The sequence below is a fragment of the Phyllobacterium brassicacearum genome (assembly GCF_003010955.1).
GTDB classification, from domain to species: Bacteria; Pseudomonadota; Alphaproteobacteria; order Rhizobiales; family Rhizobiaceae; genus Phyllobacterium; species Phyllobacterium brassicacearum.
In genome coordinates, this window is record NZ_PGGO01000009.1 from 189349 (window position 1) to 212557 (window position 23209).

The window sequence follows — 23209 nt, forward strand, 5'->3', positions numbered from 1 at the left end:
AGAGCGTTGTATCGTCCAGAGGCTAAAAAAGGACGGCAGGGCAGGAGTTTAGCGCATGAGCATCTGGGGGCAGGAAGGTAGCGGTCTAAGGAGACGCGCGCTGGAGCAGATCATCCGGGCGCGCTACATTTTGGGCGCTGCTGCATTTCTCACTGCACTGGTGCTGAACGCGGGTGCATCGTCCTGGCTGAGCTTTGCCGTGCTGATGTTCGTACTGCTTGCTGTGGTGATCCTTTCAGCCAGCCTTCCCCGCAGCGACAATCAAAACGCTCCCGTACCGGCAAGCAACACCGCAATATTTCGCCTGTCGGGCCAGCAGCTCGCGGAGCAATTGCCAGACCCGCTGATCGTGTTCCATCATGATGGGACGATCCTCTATGCCAATCCCGCTGCCGAAGGAGCTTTCGGGGCATTGACCAGCGGTGGCACGCTTCTCATGCACTTCCGGGCACCCGAGATGCAGGTGTTGGTCCAATCGGTTATGGCCGACGGGGTGGCGCGATCGGTGGATTACTCCGAGCGTGTTCCCGTCGAACGGTGGTACCGTGCGACGGTGTTGTTGCTCGACCAGACAGGCGGAGCAGACAGGCAATATCTGTTGTCATTCCGGGATTTGACTGAGGCGCACAGACTGGAGCGCATGCGTTCGGATTTCGTCGCGAACGCCAGTCACGAATTGCGCACGCCTTTGGCTTCGCTCAGCGGCTTCATCGAGACGCTGCGTGGCCCTGCCCGTAACGATGAGGCTGCACGCGACAATTTTCTTGAGATCATGCAAAAGCAGGCGGAACGCATGGCCCGGCTGATCGACGATCTCTTGTCACTTTCGCGTATCGAGATGAAGGCGCACATCGCCGTCAAGGATCAGGTGGATCTGACGACGGTTCTGAACCACGTGGCGGACTCGATGCGGCCCCTTGCCGCCGGTCTCGACGTAGTTATCGAACAGGACATTGATCCGGGACCAATCAAAGTGCTTGGCGACCGGGATGAACTCACACAAGTCTTCCAGAACCTGGTCGAGAACGCCTGCAAGTACGGCCAGTCCGGTAAAAGGATCATCATCGATTTAAAGCAGAACAGCGAAGGTGTGAGGGCGACGGTCCAGGACTTTGGACCGGGGATCCCGGACGAACACATACCGCGCCTGACCGAACGATTTTACCGGGTGAATGTCGAAACGAGCCGAGCGCAGAAGGGTACCGGCCTTGGTCTTGCAATTGTCAAACATATCCTGACGCGCCATCGAGCCCGTCTGATAGTCCGTTCCCGCGTTGGCGAAGGTTCGTCCTTCACGGTCGTGTTTGGACCCCAGCGAACATAATCTCAAAAAGAAGGCGCCTCGCGGCGCCTTAATGGAGGATTGCAGAGAAACTTACCGGATGCGTCGGCGATCCGACGCCGGTTGGTAAGCCAAGCGCGAGTGATAGGTGCAGTAGGGACCGGATTCGCCCACGTCATTGCCGCAGAAGTTGAAGTCTGGCTGGAGCGGATCGCCGACAGGCCACTTGCATGTGCGCTCGCTCAGCTGAACGAGTTCAAGGCGCCGTGAAATCGGCACGACGACATCAGTCACGGTTTTCGTGATCGTGTGCGGGACGAGGTCGGTGCTGTATTCCGTCTGCAAGGCTGTTGCACCGACGCTGCGGTTGACAACCCGGCTTGTCATGTGAGCGGAACCGCCGCTGCGCTGGCTACCGGATACGCCGGTGTTGACCTTCTTGCTGCGTGTCTGGGTGGATGTGGTCTTGCCTCGCCCTGACAGCTTCAAGCGATGGACCTTGCCGATGACAGCATTGCGGCTGACACCGCCCAGTTGTGCTGCGATCTGGCTTGCACTCAGACCATCGGCCCAAAGTTTCTTTAGCTGTTCTACGCGCTCATCTGTCCAGTTCATCGTTTCCTAGCTCCATATGGGGCTCTGTTCTGTGCGGACACCGGACTGAATCCTTCCTCGCATCTGGATTGCTCCAGATTGGTGTAATACCATATCTATTCAGATGACGAGGACGCCGCACGAAATCTAGCTATTTCGTTTCCCAAGCTACAATATGGGACGACTCTGTGACAAGAGTCGGGCGCGGCTCCTGACCATGCTTTTTTGGGTTTTCCCCAACTTGCGCGATAAACTGTTGCATAAAAGACTCTTTAAACCGTCGCTGGCAAACCATTCTCGCGAGTGCGCGCTTAAGTTGCAGGAATTGGAGGGTCAGACCTTGAATTTGCGTCGGCTAGCGATCAGGCGTTTCAAAGTGTTCATTTGACAATTACGATTCGAATGATGATATTACCGGAGTGGCCGCCCCAAGAATGGCATTGTGGGGCGGCTTTTTGATTTCAACTCTGCCGGTTTCTTCTTGTTAATCAGCAGTTTGGCAAACTGGGTATTGGAGGCCCGAAACGATATGACGGACGTAAGCGCGCAACCGCTTTACGACACATTTGCTCGTGCGGATCTGCGCTTTGAGCGAGGAGAGGGTGTTTGGCTCGTGACAGAGTCGGGCGATCGTTACCTTGATTTTGCTGCCGGTATCGCTGTCAATTCGCTTGGTCACGCCCATCCGCACCTCGTGGAGACGTTGAAGAATCAGGCCGAGAAGCTGTGGCATGTCTCCAATATCTATGAGATTCCCGGCCAAAAGCGTCTGGGCCAACGCCTAGTAGACAATACCTTTGCCGACAAAGTGTTCTTCACCAATTCCGGTGCGGAAGCACTGGAATGTGCAATCAAAACGGCACGCCGCTATCATTATGTTAACGGCAGTCCCGAGCGGTTCCGCATTATCACTTTTGAGGGCGCCTTTCACGGCCGGACTCTGGCAACGATTGCGGCTGGTGGACAGGCGAAATATCTCGAAGGTTTCGGACCAAAGGTAGAAGGCTTCGACCAGGTCCCTTTCGGCGACGAGAAGGCATTGAAAGCAGCGATTGGTTCTGAAACCGCCGCTATTCTGATTGAGCCGATCCAGGGCGAGGGCGGCGTTCGTTCGGTTCCGGACGAGGATCTGCGTGCATTGCGAAAGCTATGCGAGGCTGAAGGGCTGCTCTTGATCCTCGATGAGGTCCAGACCGGAGTTGGCCGCACTGGCAAGTTGTTCGCTCACGAGTGGTCGGGAATCCAGCCAGACATTATGGCTGTCGCCAAGGGCATCGGCGGCGGATTCCCGCTTGGCGCATGTCTTGCAACCGCAGAAGCAGCCAAGGGGATGACCGCCGGCGTGCATGGCACGACCTTCGGTGGCAACCCGCTGGCCATGGCCGTAGGAAATGCCGTGCTGGACGTCATTCTCGAAGAAGGCTTCCTGGAGCATGTGAAGAAAATTGCGCTGGTCATGAAACAGGGCCTGGCCTCGATTTCCGATCGCTATCCGGACGTAATTGCCGAAGTGCGCGGACAGGGCTTGCTGATGGGTCTGAAGACCGTCGTACCGAATACGACGATGGTACAGGCTCTTCGCGACGAGCAGCTTCTGACAGTCAGTGCCGGCGACAATGTCATTCGGCTACTGCCACCGCTGGTTGCAACAGAAGAAGAAGCGCGTGACGCTCTCGCCAGGATCGAAACGGCAGCTGAACGGCTGTCCGTGGCCGCCAGACAGAAAAGCGCTTGAGGACCCTGCCATGACAATCAAGCAGGACCTCCGGCACTTCACGGATCTGTCAGCGCTTTCATCGGGCGATCTGCGGACTATTCTCGACGACGCGCGGGATCGCAAGACACGGCTCAAGGCTGGTGCTATCGAAAAACCGTTTGCTGGCAAGGTGCTGGCGATGATTTTCGACAAGCCGTCAACACGCACGCGCGTGTCGTTCGACGTTGGCATGCGCCAGCTTGGCGGCGAGACGATTATGCTAACTGGTTCGGAAATGCAGCTTGGCCGCAGCGAAACCATCGCCGATACGGCCAAGGTCTTGTCGCGCTATGTCGACATCATCATGATGCGGACCACGACGCATGAACGTCTGATCGAAATGGCGGAAAATGCAACCGTGCCCGTCATCAATGCGCTGACCGATGATACGCATCCGTGCCAGATCATGGCCGACATCATGACGTACGAAGAACATCGCGGGCCGGTCAAGGGCAAGACATTCGCTTGGACCGGCGATGGCAACAACGTACTGCACTCGCTTGTCGAGGCGGCAGCGCGCTTTGATTTCAACCTGAATATTGCTACTCCGGAAGGCAGTGAACCCGCCAGTAAATACCTTGAGTGGGCGAGAGGAGCCGGCGGCAAGATCAAGTTGACCACTGACCCCGTTGCAGCAGTCAAGGGCGTTGATTGCATTGTTACCGACACCTGGGTGTCAATGGGGCAGGAAGGCCGTGCGCGCGGTCATAACGTCTTCATGCCTTATCAGGTCAATGACGCCTTGTTGAAGCATGCAAACCCGGATGCGCTGTTCATGCACTGCCTCCCTGCCCATCGCGGCGAGGAAGTGACGGACTCGGTCATCGACGGCCCCCACTCTGTTGTCTTCGATGAGGCGGAGAACCGTTTGCACGCACAAAAAGCCATTCTAGCCTGGTGTCTCGAAGGAGGCCGCCCGAGTGTCTGATATGTCCGATACAATCATGCATCCAGATGAATACATTTTTGCAGGCGATGATGCCGTCGTGCCGTTCCAGGTTGCTGATCTCGATGCCCGAGGACGCGCCGTACAACTAGGACCGGCGCTCGACGACATTCTGAACCGTCATGATTATCCGGAGCCGGTGGCACAGCTGCTCGCCGAAGCGATCGTGCTCACGGTGCTGCTTGGTACATCGTTGAAGTTTGACGGCAAATTCATCTTCCAGTCGCAGTCCGACGGACCGGTTGACATGCTGGTCGTGGACTTCCGTACGCCGAATTCCGTCCGCGCCTATGCGCGTTACGACGAGGACCGACTGGCGGATGCCATGGCGAAACGCCGGATCTCACAAGAAGAGCTGATGGGAAGCGGCACGCTCGCACTCACGGTCGATCAGGGCGAGCACACGCAGCGTTATCAGGGCATCGTTGCCCTGGATGGCTCCAATCTCGAGGAAATCGCCAAAACCTATTTCCGTCAGTCCGAACAGATACCGACCGACGTGCGGCTCTCGGTTGCCAAGCTGGTCGAACGTGGCGACGACGGCAAGCCAGTTGAACAATGGCGCGCTGGCGGATTGATCGTCCAGTTCCTGCCTGAATCCGAATTGCGTATGCGCCAGCGGGATCTTCCGGCCGGTGACGCGCCAAATGCCGACGAGGATGATGACCATCTTGTTGAGGATGACGACTGGGCGGAAATAAAGGCACTCGTCGCAACGATCGAAAGCTCGGAATTGACCGATCCGCAGGTGGGCGCCGAGCGGTTGCTATACCGTTTGTTCCACGAAAGAGGCGTCCGGGTCTTCGACGCCGTCACAGTGAACGATGATTGCTCCTGTTCGCGCGAGAAAATTGCCGGCGTCCTGTCAGGCTTCACTGCCGAGGAAATCACGGACAGCATCGAAGAGGGCAAGATCAGCGTGACCTGCGAGTTCTGCTCAACGCAGTATGAGTTCGATCCGGCAGAATTTCTGCCGAAAAACTGACAGCAGGAAACGCCAGTATGGAAATAAGAGACAGCAACGGCACGGAGCTTCACGATGGCGATTCCGTTACCCTTATTAAAGACCTGAAGGTCAAAGGCACGTCTGAAACCATAAAGCGCGGCACACTCGTCAAGAACATCCGGCTGAACGGGCGCGAAGGTGAAATCGAGTGCAACACCAAGCAGGTTAAGGGTCTTGTTCTGAAGACCGAGTTTCTGAAGAAAGCCTAGCCCCGCATGGGCGCTGTGAACTCGTGGGCAACTGTTACCGCGATCAGTATGACGATGTACGCACAGATGATCAGCCAAAGCGGCCATGCCTTGGTCGATTTCTTCGCGAGCAGGCCGACGATCAGGCCGGGGACCAGAACAAGGGCAAGCAATTGGCTGATAGCCTCGGCATCAGTTTTGAAACTGGGCAAGGTGTAGCCAAGAAAAAGCGCCAATACAGCCAATGCAAATGCGACTGCGGAGCAGGCGAGAGCCTTGAAGTATGGGGACTGGGTGCGTTCAGTTTCAATCATATCAATTCAATGTCCGCAGTTGATCAGGCAGATCGAGGGAGAAAGCAGGTATCTCGATGTCGAAACGCTCCCCCGTTTCGGCCTGCATCGTATAGCGGCCGGTCATGACGCCCGATGTTGTGGTAAGCGGACAACCTGAAGAGTACTGAAAACTATCGCCGGGATTAAGAATCGGCTGTTCGCCGATGACACCGGGTCCGCGCACTTCTTCCACATGCCCATTACCATCGGTGATCTTCCAGTAGCGTGCTCGCAATTGCACGGTTCCTTCCGATTCATTGGCAATGGTGATCCTGTAGCCCCACACATAGCGATTTTCTTCCGGATTGGATTGCTCCTCCAGATAGAATGGTTCAACAGTCACTTCGATATCGCGCGTGATAGCTCTATACATACCTGCTCTCAGTCTATGTATCTGATATCGCGACTCAAAGCCTTCGCGTCAACCGCCCATGCGGGCGGTTGCATTTAAATCATTCGTGATCGGCCAATTTATCGCTAATATAGTGGAGAACGCTGTTCCGTGGAGCTAAGCAATAATATTGATGAGCCTCGAGTCATTTGCAGAGATGGCCCTTTCTTTTCCTGAATCTATTCAGGGGAGCCATTTTGGCACGACGGATTTCCGGGTGAACGGCAAAATCTTTGCAACTTTGCGTCCTGGGAAGCAGCGTGGAGTGTTGTCGCTTTCACGAGGTGATCAGGCGCTCTTGCGCGAAACGTCGGCCGGTATGTTCGAGCCGGTGCCAGGAAGCTGGGGCGAAAAGGGGTGGACCTTCGTCATTCTCGACAATGCCGATCCGGACGCTGTGCGCCACGCGATGGCCATGGCCTGGAAAAAGGCCGCGCCGAAGTCTGTCTCGGCGCGACATGTGCTTTGAACTAGCGAGCCGCCCTGAGCGCCGTATCGAGATCGTCGATCAGGTCGTTCACGTCTTCGAGCCCGACTGACAGCCGCAGCAGGCCATCGGAAATTCCCAGCTCAGCTCGCGCCTCGTCGGTGAGGTTCTTGTGCGTCGTCGTAGTTGGATGTGTGATCAGGCTCTTTGAATCGCCAAGATTGTTGGAAATCTGGACGATTTCCAGCTCATTCTCGACCGTGAAGGTAGCCTTCTTGCCGCCCTTGACCTCGAACGCGATCAACGTTGAACCACCCGTCATCTGCTTGGCGACGATATCGGCCTGCGGGTGATCGGCGCGTCCTGGGTAAAGGACTTTGGCGACAGCCGGATGTTCGCCAAGAAAGTCGGCAATCTTCGCCGCATTTGCGGTCTGCTGCTGCACCCGCACCACCAGCGTCTCCAGACCCTTGAGCATTACCCATGAATTAAACGGGCTGAGGCCTGGACCCGTATGGCGGAAATATTCGTGGAGATTTTCATCGATCCATTGCTTGTCGGAGAGGATCATGCCGCCCAGACAGCGGCCATGGCCATCAATATGCTTGGTCGTGGAATAGATGACGATATGTGCTCCGAGTTCCAGCGGTTTCTGGAACAGGGGCGTTGCAAAGACATTGTCGACGATGAGCTTCGCGTCAACGGAATTGGCGACCTGCGCCACCGCGGCAATGTCGATGACTTCGAGGGTCGGGTTTGTGGGGCTCTCGAGGAACAGCACCTTGGTGTTGGGGCGGATTGCGTTTTGCCAATTTTCGATTTTGGAGCCGTCGATCAGCGTGAAGTCGACGCCGTAACGCGGCAACAGGGTCTCGATGATGTAACGGCAAGAGCCGAACATTGCGCGCGCCGCGAGGACGTGATCACCCGCCCTGACCTGACAAAGGATCGCCGCGGCCACCGCAGCCATCCCCGAAGCAGTAGCGCGTGCGTCTTCTGCCCCCTCCAGAGCGCACATACGCTTTTCGAACATGTCGGTGGTCGGGTTGGCGTAGCGCGAATAGATGAAACCCGGCTCTTCACCTTTGAAACGCGCCTCAGCCGCTTCCGCACTTGGATAGACAAAACCCTGCGTCAGAAACAGGGCTTCAGATGTTTCACCAAAGCCGGAGCGCAAGGTTCCGGCATGAACGAGTTGTGTTGCGGGGCGCAGTTTGCGGGTGGTTACCTTGGTCATCGTCTTCTCAATCTGCCAGAATCTGGCCAATAAAAAACCGGCCTTGCGTGAATCGCAAAAAGGCCGGACGAGACCGGGCCTCTTTTAGCAAATTATTTAACGTGGCTGCAAGCCGGCCGGCCAAATCACCACGGGATAAAACTGCTTTAATCCTCTTGGCGGCTTGCGTCAATCGGGTGAGTCGCTAAAGCTTTTCTCTCTTAAAGCATGGTCGCAATTCCGGACGGAAAACCGGGTTCCACTTTTCCTGGAATTGCTCTGGTTTGGTATTGGCGGACGACATGGCGAGACGTGAAGCGGGCATATTGGCGGACAGTGGCATCAGGGCGCTGCATCAGGCGGGCGCGTTAAAGACTGCCCGCATATTTGACGGCGATCAAATTCAGCCAGCCAGCCTCGACCTGCGGCTCGGCCTGAAAGCTTACCGTGTTCGCGCCAGTTTCATGCCGGGGCCCGGAACCCCGGTGATCGACAAACTGGATCGCCTGAAGCTGCATGAGATCGATCTGACCGAAGGCGCAGTTCTGGAAACCGGTTGCGTTTATATTGTGCCGCTGTTGGAGAGCTTGAGCTTGCCAGCAGAAGTGTCTGCCTCCGCCAACCCGAAAAGTTCGACGGGCCGGCTCGACATTTTCACGCGCGTGATTGTCGACGGCGCGCAGGAATTCGACAAGGTACCAGCAGGCTACCATGGTCCGCTCTATCTGGAAGTAAGCCCGCGCACGTTTCCGATCGTTGCGCGGACCGGCTCACGCCTGTCGCAGATACGTTTCCGCACCGGCCGCGCCCAACTGGAAGAGACCGAGCTGACGGCTTTGCACTCGGCTGAAACGCTCGTCGCGTCCGACACGCCGAATATTTCCGGTGGTGGCATCGCCCTTTCGATCGATCTGACGGGCGACGCGAACGGCTTGGTCGGCTATCGCGGCAAACACCACACCGGCGTTGTCGATGTCGATAAGCGCGGGGCGCACGACCTCTTCGATTTCTGGGAACCGATCCACGATCGCGGCGCGCGCGAGCTGGTGCTGGATCCGGATGAGTTCTACATTCTCGTTTCACGCGAGGCTGTGCATGTGCCGCCGCTCTATGCTGCTGAAATGACGCCTTTCGATCCGCTCGTGGGTGAGTTTCGCGTCCACTATGCCGGTTTCTTTGATCCGGGCTTTGGTCACACGGCGGCCGGCGGAACTGGCAGCCGCGCCGTCCTTGAGGTTCGAAGTCACGAAGTGCCGTTCATCCTGGAACACGGACAGATTGTCGGACGGCTGATCTACGAGCATATGCTGGAGCGGCCCAATGCGCTTTATGGTACTGATCTCGGTTCCAACTACCAGGCGCAGGGTCTGAAACTTTCCAAGCATTTCAGGTGACAGACGAATCCGGTTGACTATCGGGCCGGGCTGCTCTTGATTTAATGCAGTGATTTGCGGGTGTAGTTCAATGGTAGAACGGCAGCTTCCCAAGCTGCATACGAGGGTTCGATTCCCTTCACCCGCTCCACTTGCCTGCCTCCTGCTTGCACCAAACCACATATCACCATATGTCAGAAGCATTGGTGTCGCCAACGCTGGAGAAAACATGTCGGAAGGAATGAATCGCTTTTTGGGTGATACGCCTGGACGGGTCCTCGTGAAACTCATCCTTGTTTCGTTGGTTGTCGGCGTTGTTATGAATGCATTCGACTGGTCTCCGATGGATATTCTTTATGGCGTGGAAAATTTCGTCCGCCGCATCTGGAATCTGGGCTTTGGAGCAATCGAACGCTTTGCCGCCTATTTCCTGCTTGGAGCAGTGGTGGTCATCCCGTGCTTCATTATACTGAGGCTGCTGAGCTATAGACGCTGATTTGCTAACGCTGTCCTTTTGCGCGATCTCGACTCGAATGGGCCACAATTGCTGAATATCGGCATGTCGTCTCATTCGGGAAGCGTCTATGTCTGAAACGAAATCCTGCCTGTCCCGCCGCAATTTCTTGGAGTTTGCCGCGGTCACCGTAATTTTGCCGCTGGCTGCCTGCCAGACCGTCATGCGTTCGCCGGGGAAGAGTGCTGGCGCTTCGGCGTCCGCCACGTCGGACGTCCAGGCCATCCGCTCCGCGAGCGGTCTTGGCGGACTATCTGCCGATCCGATACTTGAGCGTGCTGCCCTGCAGCAGGCCGTTTATATGGCGAGCGCCGGCCGCATGAGCCACACAACGAGCTGGGGCCACAGTTTCTCGTCGCGGGTGAGAGATAACGAGATCCGTGGCCTGGCCGCAGAGAACATCGCCATGGGCAGGATGGATCTGGACGAGCTTTTCGCCAGATGGATGGCCTCGCCACCGCATCGGCGCAACATGCTGGATCCGAAGTTTACCCGCTTCGGCCTAGCCTATGCAGAGGCTGCGAATGGCAGCGCCGAGCGCTACTGGGCCTTGGTGCTTGCAAGCTAGACGACAACATCCGTTCGCATTGAAGGATAAGGCTGGAAAAGGGCGTGATCCGGTGGCATACAGCATAGACGGCCAAACGGCTAATCTGCGGTGCCTCTCCATGACGATCGAAGCCTCCTCTGCGCTCGGAACAAAGGTTGTTCGCCCATTCGAGGTAACCAACCGTTTGATGCTGGCAATCACAATACCGGTGATGCTGGCGTCGCTCACGACACCGCTGCTCGGACTTGTCGATACCGCTGTTATCGGTCAGCTCGGTGACCCGCATCTGCTGGGCGGTCTGGCCATTGGCGCGCTGGTCTTCGACTTTCTGTTTTCGACGATGAATTTTCTTCGCTCTGGCACAACGGGGCTGGTGGCACAGGCCATGGGCCGGCATGACAATGTGGAGCAGCAGGCCGTGTTTTGGCGCGCGATCGGTATCGCCGTTGTGGTGGGCGTGCTGTTCATTGCCGCGACACCCCTCATACTCAGCGCCACAATCGGCTTCATGGATCCAGACAAGGCCGTTGCAGATGCCATGTCGACCTATGTCTCGATCCGTCTCCTGTCGTCGCCAATGGCGCTTGGCAATTTTGTCGTCCTCGGATTGCTGTTAGGGCAGGGCAAAGCCATGCAGGGGCTGTATCTCCAGCTTCTGCTCAATGGTGTCAATGTCGTGATGACTATTTGGTTGGGTCTCGTCATGGACTGGGGTGTCACGGGTATCGCCTGGGGTACCGTGCTCGGCGAGAGTGCAGCCTTGGTCGTCGGTCTGGTCATGATTTACCGGCAGTTCCGTACCGTCGCCAATCCGTCTCGAGCACGCATCCTTGACGTTCACGAAATACGCCGGATGTTCACGGTCAACCGCGATATCATGCTGCGCTCGTTCTTCCTCCTGATCGCCTATGCCTATTTTACCCGCGCCGGAACGCAGGCGGGTGCTGTGACGTTGGCAACCAACGCCGTACTTATGAACTTCCTGCTGATCTCCGGCTACCTGATCGATGGCGTGACCACTGCAGCCGAACAGATTTCTGGACGAGCTGTTGGCGCGCATTATCGCCCGGCATTCGATCGTGGCGTCAAACTGTCGTTCGTGTGGGGAATGGTGCTCGCGACGGTGATGGCGGCTTTCTTTCTCATCTTCGGCGATTCGATCGTTGCTTTCTTGATCAAGTCCGATGAGGTGCAAACCATGGCGTCACATTATCTGCCGTGGGCTGCATTGGCGCCTGTTGTCGGCCTGCTGGCTTTCCACATGGATGGCGTGTTCATCGGGGCAACATGGTCGCGTGACATGCGCAACATGATGGTCCTGTCGCTGACCGGCTATTTTGCTGCCTATTTCATCCTGCCAATTTACTTCGGCAATCACGGCCTCTGGCTGGCGTTGCACCTGTTTCTCGGATTGCGTGGTCTTTCGCTTTTGTCGATCCTGCCCAGCCGGGCGCGGGTGCAGTTTGCTGATTAAGCGGGGATAGGCTTCTTTGCCCAATCCGCCACATCACAATCGCGCAAGGCGGCGATTGTGGTGATCCGGTCGCGCATGAGAGCGGCGGACAGACCCTTGACGATCTCACCCGCCAGACCGGGACCATGATAGATCAAGCTGGTGTAGAGCTGCACAAGGTCCGCACCAGCCCGAATTTTCGCGATTGCAGTTGCGGCGCTGTCGACGCCGCCGACGCCGATAAGCGGTAATTCGGGTCCAACGCGCTGGCGCATCTTTGCCAGCACGATTGTCGAACGCTCAAACAGCGGGGTTCCGGAGAGGCCGCCAGCTTCGCCTACGTTTCGCGAGCTCCTCAGACCGGTACGCGAAAGAGTCGTATTGGAGATTATCAATCCATCCAGAGGGTGCAGAGCAACCTCTGCGGCGATATCGTCAAGGCTGGTTTCCGCCAGATCGGGTGCGATCTTCAGAAAGACTGGTCGCCTGACGCCGGGCTGCGCGTCACGTTCTTCCAATACCGCGCCCAGCAGTTCCTTGAGACTTTCCCGTGCCTGCAGATCGCGAAGTCCCGGTGTATTGGGGGAAGAGATATTGACGGTGAAATAGCTCGCCAACGAGTGGAATTTCCGGATGCCCATCACATAGTCGGCAACACGATCAGCGGATTCCTTGTTGGCGCCGATATTCACGCCGACGATGCCGGCATGCGAGCGCCGTTCGGTCAGCAGGCGAAACGCAGGCTCATGTCCCTGATTGTTGAATCCAAGCCTGTTGATTACCGCTTTGTCCTCGACAAGGCGGAAAATGCGCGGCTTTGGATTACCGGATTGGGCCAGGGGTGTGAGCGTGCCGACTTCGGCAAAGCCAAAGCCGAGCTTCAGCAGCGCGTCCGGCACCTCGGCATTCTTGTCGTAGCCTGCTGCCATGCCAAGCGGATTGGGAAAACTGAGACCGGCAACAGCGACACGCAGTGCCGGATCGTTATTCGGCACACAGGCCGGCACCAAGCCGGTTTTCAAAGCCTTGATCGAAAGACCATGGGCATCTTCCGGATCGAGCGAGAACAGCATCCTGCGGCCAATCGATTGGAACAATCCGCTCATGCCGTCATCTCCGGAAAGACGTGTTTGCCATCGCTGCCAAGCGGCAACGGTCTCACCCAGCGAACGGCGGCGAGCGGTAACGATGCATAAAGATGCGGGAAGAGGTCCCCGCCGCGCGAGACTTCATATTTCAGCGCATCGCCAAGCCGGTCTGTCTCAACGGCAATAAGCAGAAGGTCGTCCTGGTCGGCAAAATGCTTCGCAGCCGTCTCCATTGCCTGGACGGCAGTCGAGAAGTGAATATAGCCATCCGCGTGGTCGACGGATGCGCCGTCAAACACGCCTTTTTCCTCGGCAGCCTGCCACAGCGCGCGTGGAGCAATCTTGTAAATCAGCTGGGTCATGAGCGTTTTACTAGACGCAAAACCGCAATACGCAAAGGGTAGAGTAGCAAGGGTAACAGAAATCTCATCCTGTTTCAGATTTTCGGCGTATTATTTCGTCATGCTCGTGCAACGCCAAAACGTTGGAGGTTCATCCATGTCAGGAACACGCACTCTGGTGATCGCTCTCGCGGCTGGCTCCTTGTGGTCATTCGCTGCGCCGGCTCAGGAAACCACGACTTACACGCTGGAGAAAACCGACGACGGTTATGTTCGCATGAACAACAAGACGGGCGAGATGTCGATCTGTCAGGAGAAAGCGGGGCAGCTCATCTGTAAGCTCGCGGCTGAAGAGCGGACAGCCTATGAGGAGGATATAGCCGACCTCAAAACGCGCGTCACAAAGCTCGAGGAAACTGTAGCAGGCATGGGCAAGATTCCGCCTGTCGTGCGCGATGCCCTCCCGTCCGATGAAGAGTTCGAAAAGGGCCTCAGCTACATGGAAAAATTCATGCGCCGGTTCATGGGGATCGCCAAGGAATTCGACAACGACAATAGCGGAACCAAGCCCGAGCAACCGACGCCACAAAAGACCTGAAGCGTGAATGCCGGATGTCAGGATATTGGCAGCATGTTCACTCTATTTTGGATAGTTTGTTCTTGATTTGTTCGTCAATATGGTAGACTTTAGTCGCTCTGAATTTTCCTCTGGGAGCGGTAAAATGATTGCAGTGCCAACACTGATTGGAGAAGTGTCGATCAGGCTTTTTGTCCGCCATGGTGACCAGCAGAAAGCTCTGGATTTCTACGAGAATGTCTTCGGCGCCAAAGTTGTCGGCCGCCCATATCGGCATAACGGTGAATTGATTGCTGCCGAAATGCGCATGGGTGCGTCGATGGTGATGATAGTCGGTGCGAACCCAAAGCGCGATGCAGACGCATCACTTGGTGGCCCACGATCGATTCATGCCATCGGTGCAACGCCCGTCATGCTTGATATTCATGTCGATGATGTCGATCGGGTCATGCACCATGCTGTCGCCGAAGGCGGGCGTCTGCGCAACGAGGTGGAAACGCTGGACAGCGGCGATCGCGCCGGCGTGCTGACTGATCCGTTTGGTCACCTCTGGGTCGTCAAGTCGCAATACAAACATCTGGCGGCATAGGATCGAGCAACCGGCCGTGATTTCGGCCAGTTGCAAGGTCAATGGTCAAGCAGCAAAGCGTTTGGTCGCCGCAACCAATTCATGAACGATGCCGGGTTCGCTGACAGCGTGGCCGGCATCTTCGACAATCCGCAAATCGGCCTCAGGCCAGACCTTTTTCAAGTGCCACGCATTGAGCAGAGGCGTGCACATATCGTAGCGGCCATGGACGATGATGCCAGGAATATCGCGGATCAGGTGCGCATTCCGCAATAACTGGTCGTCGGTGTCGAAGAAGCCCCTGTTCTGGAAGTAGTGGCATTCGATCCGAGCGAAGGCGATGGCAAAATGGTCACTGCCGAAGGCCTCTTCGCGTGCCGGATCCGGAAGTAGGGAGAGCGCCGAACCTTCCCAGCGTGCCCACAATTTAGCCGCGGCCATACGCACGTTCGGATCCGGATCTGTCAGGCGTTTATAATAGGCGGCAATCATGTCGCCGCGTTCCTCTTCCGGAATATGCTCTTGGTAGGCTTCGAAACGATCAGGGTAGATGATGCTGGCGCCGTTGGAATAGAACCACTCGATCTCGAAACGCCTTATCATGAAAATGCCGCGCAAGATCAGTTCCGTCACTTGTGCAGGATGTGTTTGCGCATAGGCCAGCCCCAACGTTGAACCCCAGGAGCCGCCGAATACTTGCCATTTCTCGATGCCGAGGTGATTGCGGATACGCTCCATATCGGCGACCAGGTCCCAGGTGGTGTTTTCCTCCAGTTCGGCATGCGGCGTCGATTTTCCGCAGCCGCGCTGATCGAAAAGGATGATGCGGTAGCGCTCCGGGTCATGCAGACGGCGCATTATCGGATTGATCCCGCCCCCCGGCCCCCCATGGATCATAATCACGGGTTTACCATCGGGATTGCCGCATTGCTCCAGATGAATGCTGTGCAGTTCAGACACTTCAAGCATCTGTTCAGAATAAGGCTGGTTCTCAGGGTAAAGAGTATTTGTAATCATGCATCCCACTTTCAAAAATAATCCCCACAACAAATAATCGCTCGGGAATACGGTTTTGCCAAGGCAAATGAATGGGCTAGCCTTTGTTGCCGGACTTTGATTGCTACTTAAAACTTTGGCACGCGCCAAAATGCTCTTGGTATATCAGGCGAATTGGATTTAGTCGTTAGGATTAGAGCTTTTGGATTACGACCGCTGCTATTTCAGCACGTAAGGACTTTTGATTTATGAAATATAAATTTGTTATTGTCGATGATCATCCTCTTTTCAGGGGGCGTTGAAGCTAGCGCTTTCCTCCTCGAAAACAAATGTGGACATCGTCGAGGTTGGTGATCTGGAGAGCGCCAAGAGTTTGATTCAGGACTCAACTGATATCGATCTTGTCCTTCTCGGCCTTTCCTTGAATGGCGTTGGCGGGTTGACCGGGCTTATCAGTCTGCGGGCAATACAGCCCGCTGTTCCTATTGCGATCGTTTCGGCAACCGATGATGCTGTGACAATTCGTGCAGCCTTGGCACTTGGTGCGTCAGGGTTCATCTCAAAGTCGTCCAGTCCCGAAGAAATTGAGAATGCGGTCCAGACCATTCTCGACGGCGATGTCTGGTCGCCTTTGCGCGCAGACGACGAAGTTGTGCTCGATCCCGAAATGGTCGAGCTGATTCGATGCATGCGCAGGCTGACGCCTCAACAAGGGCGGGTTCTAGGTATGATGGCAGACGGGATGTTGAACAAACAAATCGCACACGAACTCAATGTCTCGGAAGCCACAATCAAAGCGCATGTGTCTGCCGTATTGTATAAACTCGGCGTTGAAAGCCGCACCCAGGCGGTTATCCGGCTGGCACGCTTCAAGGAAGATGTATGAGCTCGAAAGCGCCCATCCGCCTGCGATCTATTCGGCTGCCATTGCCTGACGCAAGTGGGAGAGGAGTGCGCGCAGTATTGCCGGACGTACCGGTTTGTTGATGATTGATACGTCTTCGGCGGAGGCGCGTGCCCGCACGTGATCGGACCGGTCGGCGGTGACCAATGCGGCCCCTATGTGATGGTCTAATTGCGTTCGGGCGTAGCCAATGAGATCGAGTCCGTTTTCGTTGTCGAGGTTATAGTCGACCAGCAAGACATCAGGAACAGGGCCGTTTTCGAGGCAGTCTGATCGCTATGCGTTGCCGTTGTTAAACGCAATGACTTTACATCCCCAAGTCGTCAACAGCTCCTGCACGCCGGCAAGCGATTGTTCGTTGTCGTCTACGCAAATGATCAAAAGTCCGGCCAGCACATTGCCAGGTTTCGTTTTTCGTTGCTCCTCAAATGCCTGAATAGGCGGTGAGTTCGAAATGGGCATACTGACCGAAAAGACCGATCCCTTGCCAATTGCCGAGTTGACGGAAATCGAAAGCTCGAGAATTTTCGCGATGCGCTCGACAATGGAAAGCCCTAATCCAAGGCCATCCGAAACCTTCATTCCCTCCGAAAGCGGGTAAACTCGCGGAAAATGTCGTCAAGTTTGGATTTTGGCATCCCAATGCCTGTATCCCAAACTTGCAGTTGATCTGCCGCGTCGGCGTATCCCAACCAATACCTTGCCCGATCGACAATATTTAATGGCATTGGACACCAGGTTCTGGACGAGCCGCCGGAGAAGATTACGATCGGTCATCACAACAGCAGAGCTTTTGACGACAGATAGTTCCAGGCCCTTTTCCTGGGCCATAGGTGAGAAATCCCCGGCAATTTGCTGCAGCACCGTATCAAGACGGAAAACAGAGATGACCGGCTTCAGAGCGCCTGTGTCTAGTCGCGAAATATCAAGCAATGCGCTGATAATCGCTTCGACCGCTGCAAGCGATGAGTCGACGTTGCTGGCGAGTTCTTTTTCCCGTGAGTTTCCAAGTCGCTCCATCAGTGAGGATGAATATAGCCGGGCAGCATTGAGAGGCTGGAGAATATCGCGCCCGGCATCAGCCAGGAATCGCGTCTTGCCGATATTTGCATCTTCGGCACGCCGTTGTGCCTTCGCCAGTTGTTGGTTTGCAAGTGTGAGTTCTGTCGTGCGGTCACGCACGCGCAACTCCAGCGACTCGTTGGTTTGACGCAGCAAATTGTCGGCGGCGACGGCATTCGTCACGTCGGTGAAGGTCGTAACGAGACCGCCGTCCGGCATGGAGTTGGAACGGATTTCGATCGTCTGGCCAGTTTTTTTCAGCGTGATACGCCAGGGCGCAACAAGGCTGGCGAACTGTTGTACAAAATCCTGACCCCGGAAATCGGGCAGATCACCACGCTCGAACAGGCAAGCAACGATACCGTCCAGTGATGCTCCCATTCGCTGCAGGTCTTTCGGCAGATCCAGAATGAGTCTGAATTGAGTATTCCAGCAACTGAGCCGGTAGCTCGGATCAAAGACGCTGATGCCCTGATCCATCTGATCCAGCGCGTTTTGCAACAGGTGCCGGTTCTGCGCCAAGGCGTCAGTCGCATGGTCCAGCAATATCTGTGCGCGGCGTTGAGCGAGACCGGTTGGTCCCATTGCGAGGGAAAGGATCATGCGGGCAGATGGTGAGCCGACGATTCCGGTGAGCAGCTGCTCCGAGAAATGGACCGTCTTGAAATCGGCGCGGTCACCGCCTTCGAGGATGATATTCTCTTGCCTGTGAAAGGCTTTGAACGCAGAGATCGGTCTGCTCGATGCCAATATACTTCGAAATTGTCGTCTTTAGCTGATCCACCGTCACACCGGGCTGAAGATTGCCGATTGTGTTCGTAGATAGTCTGTTTTCAGCAATGAACACAGACGCCTGGATGCGTTCCAGAGGTGTTGCACTCCGCGACAATGATCCCAGGATGAAGAGCGTCAAATTGGCTGCAAGGCTCCACACCAGCCCGTTGACATAGTTGCTGGCCTCCAATCCAAACAGAGCATGAGGACGAAGCGCAGACAATCCGAACGGACCGTCGGTGAGAAGTGGCGACGACATCCCGACCAAGGTCGGTAGGACCATGGTATAGGCCCAGACACTGAAGCCTCCGAACATTCCCCAGCGCGCACCACGGGCGGTGCCCCGGCGCCACAACAATCCTCCGAGAAATGGTGGGAGGAGCTGCATCATGGCAACTGCAAACACCAAAGCGGGACTCGCAAAATCGACGTGCACCTGGATTGTAAACTGATAGGCAAACGCTGTCACAAGTATCGCTGCGACGACACCCCGCCGCAGATTTGCAATGGTGCGTGTAAAGTCCCTGGTTTCCTTTGGTGTTGTGGCGGCGGCCCGTCTCAAAAGAACCGGAAGCACAAGATCATTGGAAATCATGATTGAAAGCAGAATCGATGGGAAGACCACCATGGTTGCTGCTGCGGACAAGCCCCCAAGAAAGGCGATCAGGCCAAGCCAATACTGGCCGGCAGCAATTGGTACGGACAGAAAATAAAAATCTGCCGGTGCATGATCGTCCACTAAAGATGGTCCGATCTGCGCGAGGGGGAGAACGAAGAGCCCTCCAACCAGCAGCAGGAGCGGAACAAGCCACCTCGCTAGCTCGAGTTCCTCTTTACCTCTGTTTTCGACCACGGTCAGATGAAACTGGCTTGGCAGAAGCAGGACCGATGCGGCTCCGATTGCAAAGAGGGCCAACAGATTGCCGACAGAAATGTTCTTTGGATGGACTGCACCATCGGGCTGAAAGCCAATCATTTGATTGAGGGTTTCAACCGAAGGTCCTTCGAGGAGGACAACTGCAATGACGCCAATCAACACGAAGACGACAAGTTTGATGGTGCTGTCAATTGCCAAGACGCGGAGTAGACCATCATTGCGATCTGTGATCTGGTTTGATCGCGCGCCGTATGAAATGGTCACATAGCCAAGGGCGATAATCATCGACAGAACCAACAAATGTTCGTCCATCCTTTGGCCGTGGGGATGCGGATCATAGGTGCCGCCAAGCACGTCGTACAGATAGTGGATAGCTGTCACCTGCAGCGATATGTAAGGAATGAGGCCTATCGTCGTGATCACCGTGACGATAGCAGCGACCGAAAAACTCTTGCCATAACGCGCGCCGATGAAATTGGAGATAGATGTTATCCCCTCAGATTTTACGAGAGCAACTATCCTGAGGAGCAGTGGGAAGCCGAGCGTGTATGTCAGAACGATACCGAGATACAGGCCAATAAATTCGAGACCATGATTTGCAGCATATCCAGTGGAGCCAAAGTATAGCCACGTGCTTCCGCTTGCCGCGGCGCTTAACGAATAAATGAGCGGACGCCAGCTCTTTGCCTGGACGTCAGCTGATCTGATCGCCCAATACTGCAGGAGAAAATAACAGAGTACGATAGGTATACCAGCCAAGCCCTTCATGGGCCTCAACCTTCCGTCAATTAGGTATCGATCGCCTGCCGTCCAATTATATTATCACAACAATGGCAGAGCAACATCTATGCCAACGCTATCTTTAAAACCGGTAGAACAATCAAACTTTAAGTTAATATTCTCAAATCTTCTGCTACTGTCGGGCGTGCTTGGGGCAGCATCGCTGAGGACAATATTCGCACTAACACAGATTACTGGAGAGCGGTATATCATGCTAAAGGAATTCCAAGAATTTGCCTTGAAGGGAAACATGGTTGATCTCGCCATCGGTGTGATCATCGGTGGTGCCTTTGGCAGACTGGTTGAGTCGATTGTGGCTGACCTTTTCATGCCTATTATCGGACTGATGACAGGTGGTATCGATTTTTCGAACCTCTATTTCCAGCTTTCGGGTGCGCCCGCACCGACATTGGCCGCCGCCCGGGACGCCGGCGCGACGATCGCGTACGGTAATTTCATCACGATTCTGATCAACTTCCTGATCGTCGCATGGGTGCTCTTTATCGTGGTCAAGGCCATGAACCAGTTCAAGAAGAAGGAAGCTGCGGCAGATCCTGCACCGAAGAAGGAAGAAATTCTGTTGACGGAAATTCGCGACCTGCTCGCCAAGCGCTAAGGCGAGAGATATTGCATCGAGAAACCCGGCTAAGAGCCGGGTTTTTGCGTTTATGAGTGTCAGTTGTCTGTCAGCAGCCCATCATTTGCAATGATGGAAACATCACAAATATACACGTGCGAAATTTGACCCGTTGCGGTAGGTCTCCCAAAACACGAGTGGAGAACAATCGAATGGGCCTTGTCGAGCATCTGCGTCACGAAGCTGCTGTCGCGCCAGAAAGCGGCATTGTTGCCGTAATGAATCACGGCCGTCGACAGGAAGGTGTCATTCCGCTGTGGGCGGGCGAGGGCGATCTGCCCACACCTGACTTTATCCGCGATGCGGCAAGCAACGGTCTGTCCAATGGCGAAACGTTCTACACGTGGCAGGCAGGGATACCCGAACTGCGCCAGGCCCTTGCTAACTATTACAGGCGACATTTCGATGTCGATCTATCCGTCGAACATTTCTACGTCACGGGGTCAGGCATGCAGTCGATCCAGCTGGCTATTCAGGCGACGGCGGGTGCCGGGGACGAAGTCGTCTATCTTTCACCCGCTTGGCCGAACTTCGCCGCCGCCGCCGGTATTGCCGGCGCAACGCCTGTTCCTGTTACCCAGGATTTTACCGGCAATGGCTGGGGCTTCGATCCGCAGAAAATTCGCGAAGCCATCACACCAAAGACGAAGGCGTTGTTTATCAACACGCCATCCAATCCCACGGGCTGGACCGCCGACACCAATACGCTAAAGGAAATCCTCAACCTGGCCCGTCATCACGGTTTGTGGATAATCGCTGATGAAATCTATGCGCACTTTTACTATGGCGCACGGCGGGCTCCATCATTCCTGGATATCATGGATCCGGACGAGAGAATCATCTTCGTTAACAGCTTCTCGAAGAACTGGGCAATGACGGGATGGCGTGTCGGCTGGATGACCGTGCATCCTTCGCTCGGCAAGACGATGGAAAACCTCATCCAGTACTCTACCTCCGGTGTTGCGCAGTTCATGCAGCGGGGTGCGGTAGCGGCGCTTGAGCACGGTGACGAATTCATTCGCATGCAGGTAGACCGTGCCCACAAGGCGCGCGACATTCTCTGCGCAAAGCTTTCAGCCACGGGAAGAGTGCACCTGTCGCCGCCTGCCGGCGCGTTTTACCTGCTGTTCGGCGTCGAAGGCATTACGGATTCCTACCGCGCGGCTTTCGATATTGTCGATGAGGCGAAAGTTGGCCTTGCGCCTGGAACAGCTTTTGGGGATGGTGGCGCGGCCTTCCTGCGGCTCTGCTTTGCCAGACGGCTAGATCAGGTCGAGGAGGCCGCCGATCGCCTCGCAGACTGGATTCGGAAACGTTGACGTCAAACTTCATCCACCACAACAATACCCAGACTGCCATCCTATCACTGTTAATCTCAGCTGCCGGCGCATACGCCGCCAAGCTGATAGGTCTGCCTATCCCCTTTCTGCTTGGCTCAACCATTGCCGTGACCACAGCATCGCTGTCCGGTATTCGCATGCATCTTCCGGACTGGTTGCGTGTTGTCGTCTTCTTCACGCTCGGTATTCAGGCCGGGTCCGGTGTCTCCCCCGACACGATCAACCAGATGGTGGAGTGGCCCTTCAGTTTCTTGATGCTGTTCGTAGCGCTCGTCCTGGTGACGGGTTCTACCTATTTACTGTTGCGCAAAGGTTTTGGATGGGATGGACCGACGGCGCTGTTTTCATCGCTGCCCGGTGCCTTGTCGTTCGTTCTCGTCGCGGCCATGGGAACAAAGGCAAACATGGTCAAGATCACGGTAATCCAGTGCGTCCGCCTGCTGTTGCTGATCGGCTTTCTGGCGCCACTGCTTGCAATTATTGCCAAGAATGCGCCGCATGTGGTCGTGGAGCTCAACTACGAGTGGACGATACAGGACGCTTTAATTCTGTTGATCTGCGGTGTAGGTGGCGCACTCCTTGGGCATCTCAGCCGTGTTCCAGGTGGGATGATGCTCGGCGCGCTTGTCGCAAGTGCACTCCTGCATGCGACCTCCGCCGTCACGGCCGTAGTTCCGCGCTCTGTTGCTGATATCGGCTTGATCGTGCTCGGTGTCCTGATCGGTTCGCGCGTCGGAGCCGAACATAGAACACAGCTTCTGCGCTATTTACCGGTGGCGCTATGCGCCTTCATCGTCGGCACGGCCGCCTCTTTTTTTGCGGCATTCATGGTCTGGTACTTACTTGACATCCACCCGGCGCAAATCGCGCTGGCCTTTGCGCCTGGTGCACTGGAAGCGCTCACGGTGATCGCCTTCTCGCTCGGCGTGGATCCGTCCTACGTCGCCTCTCATCATGTCGTACGCTTCCTGATGATCGCCTTCGCAGTGTCGTTCCTCGCCCGCTGGCTACGCGGGGACGACGCGACAAAATAAGACCGGCGTTTCATCAACGAAACGCCGGCTCCAGACTCGCACAAGGTGTAGCAGTTAGCCGCCGGCCTTTGACACAGCGAGCGTCACCACCCGTTCGCTGGTCTCGACTGCCGGTGCGCTGTCTTTGGAAAACGGAATGCCCAGCGCTGTCCAGACTTCGACCAAGGCATCTTTCAACTCAATAACGAGTTCGTTGGAAT

The 23209-nt window shown here is 55.7% G+C and carries 27 protein-coding genes, 1 tRNA gene and 1 riboswitch; of the genes, 17 read left to right on the plus strand and 11 right to left on the minus strand.

Going from position 1 to position 23209, the window contains the following annotated elements:
- The first annotated feature begins 55 nt into the window (after nucleotides 1-55).
- Nucleotides 56-1324: a phosphate regulon sensor histidine kinase PhoR gene (phoR, locus tag CU102_RS14175; RefSeq protein ID WP_106711737.1), complete on the plus strand. Its 1269-nt coding sequence runs from the start codon at nucleotides 56-58 to the stop codon at nucleotides 1322-1324.
- Nucleotides 1325-1375: 51 nt separating this feature from the next.
- On the opposite strand, the gene CU102_RS14180 is transcribed toward phoR, so the two are convergent.
- Complete coding sequence (locus CU102_RS14180; RefSeq protein ID WP_106711738.1) at nucleotides 1376-1897, minus strand: GcrA family cell cycle regulator; 522 nt, start codon at nucleotides 1895-1897, stop codon at nucleotides 1376-1378.
- Between the two features lie 508 nt (nucleotides 1898-2405).
- On the opposite strand from CU102_RS14180, the gene CU102_RS14190 reads away from it, so the two are divergent.
- The 4 genes from CU102_RS14190 to CU102_RS14205 are packed head-to-tail and all read left to right on the plus strand — an operon-like array spanning nucleotide 2406 to nucleotide 5793.
- Nucleotides 2406-3611 (plus strand): aspartate aminotransferase family protein, encoded by a 1206-nt coding sequence (locus tag CU102_RS14190; protein ID WP_106711740.1) that lies wholly within the window; start codon nucleotides 2406-2408, stop codon nucleotides 3609-3611.
- A 10-nt stretch (nucleotides 3612-3621) separates the two neighbouring features.
- Nucleotides 3622-4560: an ornithine carbamoyltransferase gene (argF, locus tag CU102_RS14195; RefSeq protein WP_106711741.1), complete on the plus strand. Its 939-nt coding sequence runs from the start codon at nucleotides 3622-3624 to the stop codon at nucleotides 4558-4560.
- A gap of 1 nt (nucleotide 4561) precedes the next feature.
- The gene (locus tag CU102_RS14200; protein ID WP_106711742.1) at nucleotides 4562-5563 is read left to right on the plus strand and encodes an Hsp33 family molecular chaperone; all 1002 of its coding nucleotides are present in this window, start codon (nucleotides 4562-4564) and stop codon (nucleotides 5561-5563) included.
- 17 nt (nucleotides 5564-5580) lie between these two features.
- Complete coding sequence (locus CU102_RS14205) at nucleotides 5581-5793, plus strand: alkylphosphonate utilization protein (RefSeq protein ID WP_106711743.1); 213 nt, start codon at nucleotides 5581-5583, stop codon at nucleotides 5791-5793.
- Here CU102_RS14205 and CU102_RS14210 read toward each other — a convergent pair.
- Nucleotides 5790-6086, minus strand: coding sequence for a hypothetical protein (locus CU102_RS14210; protein WP_106711744.1), 297 nt, complete (start codon nucleotides 6084-6086; stop codon nucleotides 5790-5792). The two genes, CU102_RS14205 and CU102_RS14210, sit on opposite strands and share 4 nt — an antisense overlap.
- A gap of 1 nt (nucleotide 6087) precedes the next feature.
- A complete protein-coding gene (gene apaG / locus CU102_RS14215; RefSeq protein ID WP_106711745.1) occupies nucleotides 6088-6480 on the minus strand; it encodes a Co2+/Mg2+ efflux protein ApaG in 393 nt (130 codons plus the stop codon).
- Between the two features lie 151 nt (nucleotides 6481-6631).
- Between apaG and CU102_RS14220 the strand changes: the two genes are divergently transcribed.
- Nucleotides 6632-6967 (plus strand): MmcQ/YjbR family DNA-binding protein, encoded by a 336-nt coding sequence (locus CU102_RS14220; protein ID WP_106711746.1) that lies wholly within the window; start codon nucleotides 6632-6634, stop codon nucleotides 6965-6967.
- Nucleotide 6968: 1 nt separating this feature from the next.
- On the opposite strand, the gene CU102_RS14225 is transcribed toward CU102_RS14220, so the two are convergent.
- Nucleotides 6969-8162 carry an O-succinylhomoserine sulfhydrylase gene (locus tag CU102_RS14225; protein ID WP_106711791.1) on the minus strand — a complete coding sequence of 398 codons (1194 nt, stop codon included), beginning with the start codon at nucleotides 8160-8162 and terminating at the stop codon, nucleotides 6969-6971.
- 62 nt (nucleotides 8163-8224) lie between these two features.
- Nucleotides 8225-8304: riboswitch (SAM riboswitch) on the minus strand.
- 139 nt (nucleotides 8305-8443) lie between these two features.
- On the opposite strand from CU102_RS14225, the gene CU102_RS14230 reads away from it, so the two are divergent.
- The 5 genes from CU102_RS14230 (at nucleotide 8444) to CU102_RS14250 (ending at nucleotide 12052) form a co-directional block, all read left to right on the plus strand.
- Nucleotides 8444-9535 (plus strand): 2'-deoxycytidine 5'-triphosphate deaminase, encoded by a 1092-nt coding sequence (locus CU102_RS14230; protein ID WP_106711747.1) that lies wholly within the window; start codon nucleotides 8444-8446, stop codon nucleotides 9533-9535.
- 56 nt (nucleotides 9536-9591) lie between these two features.
- Nucleotides 9592-9665 (plus strand) — tRNA-Gly (locus tag CU102_RS14235).
- 78 nt (nucleotides 9666-9743) lie between these two features.
- Nucleotides 9744-10010 carry a DUF6460 domain-containing protein gene (locus CU102_RS14240; protein WP_106711748.1) on the plus strand — a complete coding sequence of 89 codons (267 nt, stop codon included), beginning with the start codon at nucleotides 9744-9746 and terminating at the stop codon, nucleotides 10008-10010.
- Between the two features lie 88 nt (nucleotides 10011-10098).
- The gene (locus tag CU102_RS14245) at nucleotides 10099-10596 is read left to right on the plus strand and encodes a CAP domain-containing protein (protein ID WP_106711749.1); all 498 of its coding nucleotides are present in this window, start codon (nucleotides 10099-10101) and stop codon (nucleotides 10594-10596) included.
- 100 nt (nucleotides 10597-10696) lie between these two features.
- Nucleotides 10697-12052, plus strand: coding sequence for an MATE family efflux transporter (locus CU102_RS14250; protein ID WP_106711750.1), 1356 nt, complete (start codon nucleotides 10697-10699; stop codon nucleotides 12050-12052).
- On the opposite strand, the gene CU102_RS14255 is transcribed toward CU102_RS14250, so the two are convergent.
- Both CU102_RS14255 and CU102_RS14260 read right to left on the minus strand, forming a co-directional pair.
- The gene (locus tag CU102_RS14255) at nucleotides 12049-13137 is read right to left on the minus strand and encodes a quinone-dependent dihydroorotate dehydrogenase (protein WP_106711751.1); all 1089 of its coding nucleotides are present in this window, start codon (nucleotides 13135-13137) and stop codon (nucleotides 12049-12051) included. The genes CU102_RS14250 and CU102_RS14255 overlap by 4 nt on opposite strands.
- On the minus strand, nucleotides 13134-13481 hold the full coding sequence (locus tag CU102_RS14260) for a DUF952 domain-containing protein (RefSeq protein WP_106711752.1): 348 nt from the start codon (nucleotides 13479-13481) through the stop codon (nucleotides 13134-13136). The genes CU102_RS14255 and CU102_RS14260 overlap by 4 nt, the downstream gene beginning before the upstream one ends.
- 136 nt (nucleotides 13482-13617) lie before the next feature.
- Between CU102_RS14260 and CU102_RS14265 the strand changes: the two genes are divergently transcribed.
- Nucleotides 13618-14058: a hypothetical protein gene (locus CU102_RS14265; protein ID WP_106711792.1), complete on the plus strand. Its 441-nt coding sequence runs from the start codon at nucleotides 13618-13620 to the stop codon at nucleotides 14056-14058.
- Nucleotides 14059-14182: 124 nt separating this feature from the next.
- A complete protein-coding gene (locus CU102_RS14270) occupies nucleotides 14183-14626 on the plus strand; it encodes a VOC family protein (protein ID WP_106711753.1) in 444 nt (147 codons plus the stop codon).
- Between the two features lie 45 nt (nucleotides 14627-14671).
- Here the strand turns inward: CU102_RS14270 and pip are convergent, their stop codons facing one another.
- Entirely contained in the window at nucleotides 14672-15622 is a 951-nt protein-coding gene (pip, locus tag CU102_RS14275; protein ID WP_106711754.1) for a prolyl aminopeptidase, read from the minus strand.
- A gap of 310 nt (nucleotides 15623-15932) precedes the next feature.
- Between pip and CU102_RS14280 the strand changes: the two genes are divergently transcribed.
- Nucleotides 15933-16487: a LuxR C-terminal-related transcriptional regulator gene (locus tag CU102_RS14280; RefSeq protein WP_425351551.1), complete on the plus strand. Its 555-nt coding sequence runs from the start codon at nucleotides 15933-15935 to the stop codon at nucleotides 16485-16487.
- 27 nt (nucleotides 16488-16514) lie between these two features.
- Here CU102_RS14280 and CU102_RS30385 read toward each other — a convergent pair whose 3' ends face one another.
- From CU102_RS30385 to CU102_RS30400, 4 genes are read right to left on the minus strand one after another with little or no spacing between them, the layout of a single operon-like run.
- Nucleotides 16515-16742 (minus strand): response regulator, encoded by a 228-nt coding sequence (locus tag CU102_RS30385; protein ID WP_245425333.1) that lies wholly within the window; start codon nucleotides 16740-16742, stop codon nucleotides 16515-16517.
- A 39-nt stretch (nucleotides 16743-16781) separates the two neighbouring features.
- On the minus strand, nucleotides 16782-17087 hold the full coding sequence (locus CU102_RS30390) for a hypothetical protein (protein ID WP_245425334.1): 306 nt from the start codon (nucleotides 17085-17087) through the stop codon (nucleotides 16782-16784).
- 36 nt (nucleotides 17088-17123) lie between these two features.
- A complete protein-coding gene (locus CU102_RS30395) occupies nucleotides 17124-18317 on the minus strand; it encodes a sensor histidine kinase (protein WP_245425335.1) in 1194 nt (397 codons plus the stop codon).
- Nucleotides 18244-19986 (minus strand): SLC5/6 family protein, encoded by a 1743-nt coding sequence (locus CU102_RS30400; RefSeq protein ID WP_245425336.1) that lies wholly within the window; start codon nucleotides 19984-19986, stop codon nucleotides 18244-18246. The genes CU102_RS30395 and CU102_RS30400 overlap by 74 nt, the downstream gene beginning before the upstream one ends.
- Before the next feature lie 223 nt (nucleotides 19987-20209).
- Here CU102_RS30400 and mscL point away from each other — a divergent pair, with 223 nt between their 5' ends.
- From mscL to CU102_RS14300, 3 genes are all read left to right on the plus strand, one after another.
- Complete coding sequence (gene mscL, locus CU102_RS14290) at nucleotides 20210-20614, plus strand: large conductance mechanosensitive channel protein MscL (RefSeq protein WP_106711755.1); 405 nt, start codon at nucleotides 20210-20212, stop codon at nucleotides 20612-20614.
- Between the two features lie 173 nt (nucleotides 20615-20787).
- Nucleotides 20788-21954 (plus strand): pyridoxal phosphate-dependent aminotransferase, encoded by a 1167-nt coding sequence (locus CU102_RS14295; RefSeq protein ID WP_106711756.1) that lies wholly within the window; start codon nucleotides 20788-20790, stop codon nucleotides 21952-21954.
- Entirely contained in the window at nucleotides 21951-23009 is a 1059-nt protein-coding gene (locus CU102_RS14300) for an AbrB family transcriptional regulator (RefSeq protein WP_166648401.1), read from the plus strand. Before CU102_RS14295 ends, CU102_RS14300 begins: the two co-directional genes overlap by 4 nt.
- Nucleotides 23010-23209: the final 200 nt, after the last annotated feature.

Excerpts from the sequence above, each read along its gene's own strand:
- CU102_RS14230 (WP_106711747.1), top strand. The coding sequence starts at position 8,444 with ATGGCGAGACGTGAAGCGGGCATATTGGCGGACAGTGGCATCAGGGCG.
- CU102_RS14225 (WP_106711791.1), bottom strand. The coding sequence starts at position 8,162 with ATGACCAAGGTAACCACCCGCAAACTGCGCCCCGCAACACAACTCGTT.
- apaG (WP_106711745.1), bottom strand. The coding sequence starts at position 6,480 with ATGTATAGAGCTATCACGCGCGATATCGAAGTGACTGTTGAACCATTC.
- CU102_RS14250 (WP_106711750.1), top strand. The coding sequence starts at position 10,697 with ATGACGATCGAAGCCTCCTCTGCGCTCGGAACAAAGGTTGTTCGCCCA.
- CU102_RS14260 (WP_106711752.1), bottom strand. The coding sequence starts at position 13,481 with ATGACCCAGCTGATTTACAAGATTGCTCCACGCGCGCTGTGGCAGGCT.
- CU102_RS14205 (WP_106711743.1), top strand. The coding sequence starts at position 5,581 with ATGGAAATAAGAGACAGCAACGGCACGGAGCTTCACGATGGCGATTCC.
- CU102_RS14220 (WP_106711746.1), top strand. The coding sequence starts at position 6,632 with ATGAGCCTCGAGTCATTTGCAGAGATGGCCCTTTCTTTTCCTGAATCT.
- CU102_RS14200 (WP_106711742.1), top strand. The coding sequence starts at position 4,562 with ATGTCCGATACAATCATGCATCCAGATGAATACATTTTTGCAGGCGAT.
- CU102_RS14295 (WP_106711756.1), top strand. The coding sequence starts at position 20,788 with ATGGGCCTTGTCGAGCATCTGCGTCACGAAGCTGCTGTCGCGCCAGAA.
- CU102_RS14265 (WP_106711792.1), top strand. The coding sequence starts at position 13,618 with ATGTCAGGAACACGCACTCTGGTGATCGCTCTCGCGGCTGGCTCCTTG.
- CU102_RS14255 (WP_106711751.1), bottom strand. The coding sequence starts at position 13,137 with ATGAGCGGATTGTTCCAATCGATTGGCCGCAGGATGCTGTTCTCGCTC.
- CU102_RS14190 (WP_106711740.1), top strand. The coding sequence starts at position 2,406 with ATGACGGACGTAAGCGCGCAACCGCTTTACGACACATTTGCTCGTGCG.
- CU102_RS30390 (WP_245425334.1), bottom strand. The coding sequence starts at position 17,087 with ATGAAGGTTTCGGATGGCCTTGGATTAGGGCTTTCCATTGTCGAGCGC.
- CU102_RS14245 (WP_106711749.1), top strand. The coding sequence starts at position 10,099 with ATGTCTGAAACGAAATCCTGCCTGTCCCGCCGCAATTTCTTGGAGTTT.
- CU102_RS14180 (WP_106711738.1), bottom strand. The coding sequence starts at position 1,897 with ATGAACTGGACAGATGAGCGCGTAGAACAGCTAAAGAAACTTTGGGCC.
- CU102_RS14270 (WP_106711753.1), top strand. The coding sequence starts at position 14,183 with ATGATTGCAGTGCCAACACTGATTGGAGAAGTGTCGATCAGGCTTTTT.
- pip (WP_106711754.1), bottom strand. The coding sequence starts at position 15,622 with ATGATTACAAATACTCTTTACCCTGAGAACCAGCCTTATTCTGAACAG.
- phoR (WP_106711737.1), top strand. The coding sequence starts at position 56 with ATGAGCATCTGGGGGCAGGAAGGTAGCGGTCTAAGGAGACGCGCGCTG.
- argF (WP_106711741.1), top strand. The coding sequence starts at position 3,622 with ATGACAATCAAGCAGGACCTCCGGCACTTCACGGATCTGTCAGCGCTT.
- mscL (WP_106711755.1), top strand. The coding sequence starts at position 20,210 with ATGCTAAAGGAATTCCAAGAATTTGCCTTGAAGGGAAACATGGTTGAT.
- CU102_RS14210 (WP_106711744.1), bottom strand. The coding sequence starts at position 6,086 with ATGATTGAAACTGAACGCACCCAGTCCCCATACTTCAAGGCTCTCGCC.
- CU102_RS14240 (WP_106711748.1), top strand. The coding sequence starts at position 9,744 with ATGTCGGAAGGAATGAATCGCTTTTTGGGTGATACGCCTGGACGGGTC.
- CU102_RS30400 (WP_245425336.1), bottom strand. The coding sequence starts at position 19,986 with ATGAAGGGCTTGGCTGGTATACCTATCGTACTCTGTTATTTTCTCCTG.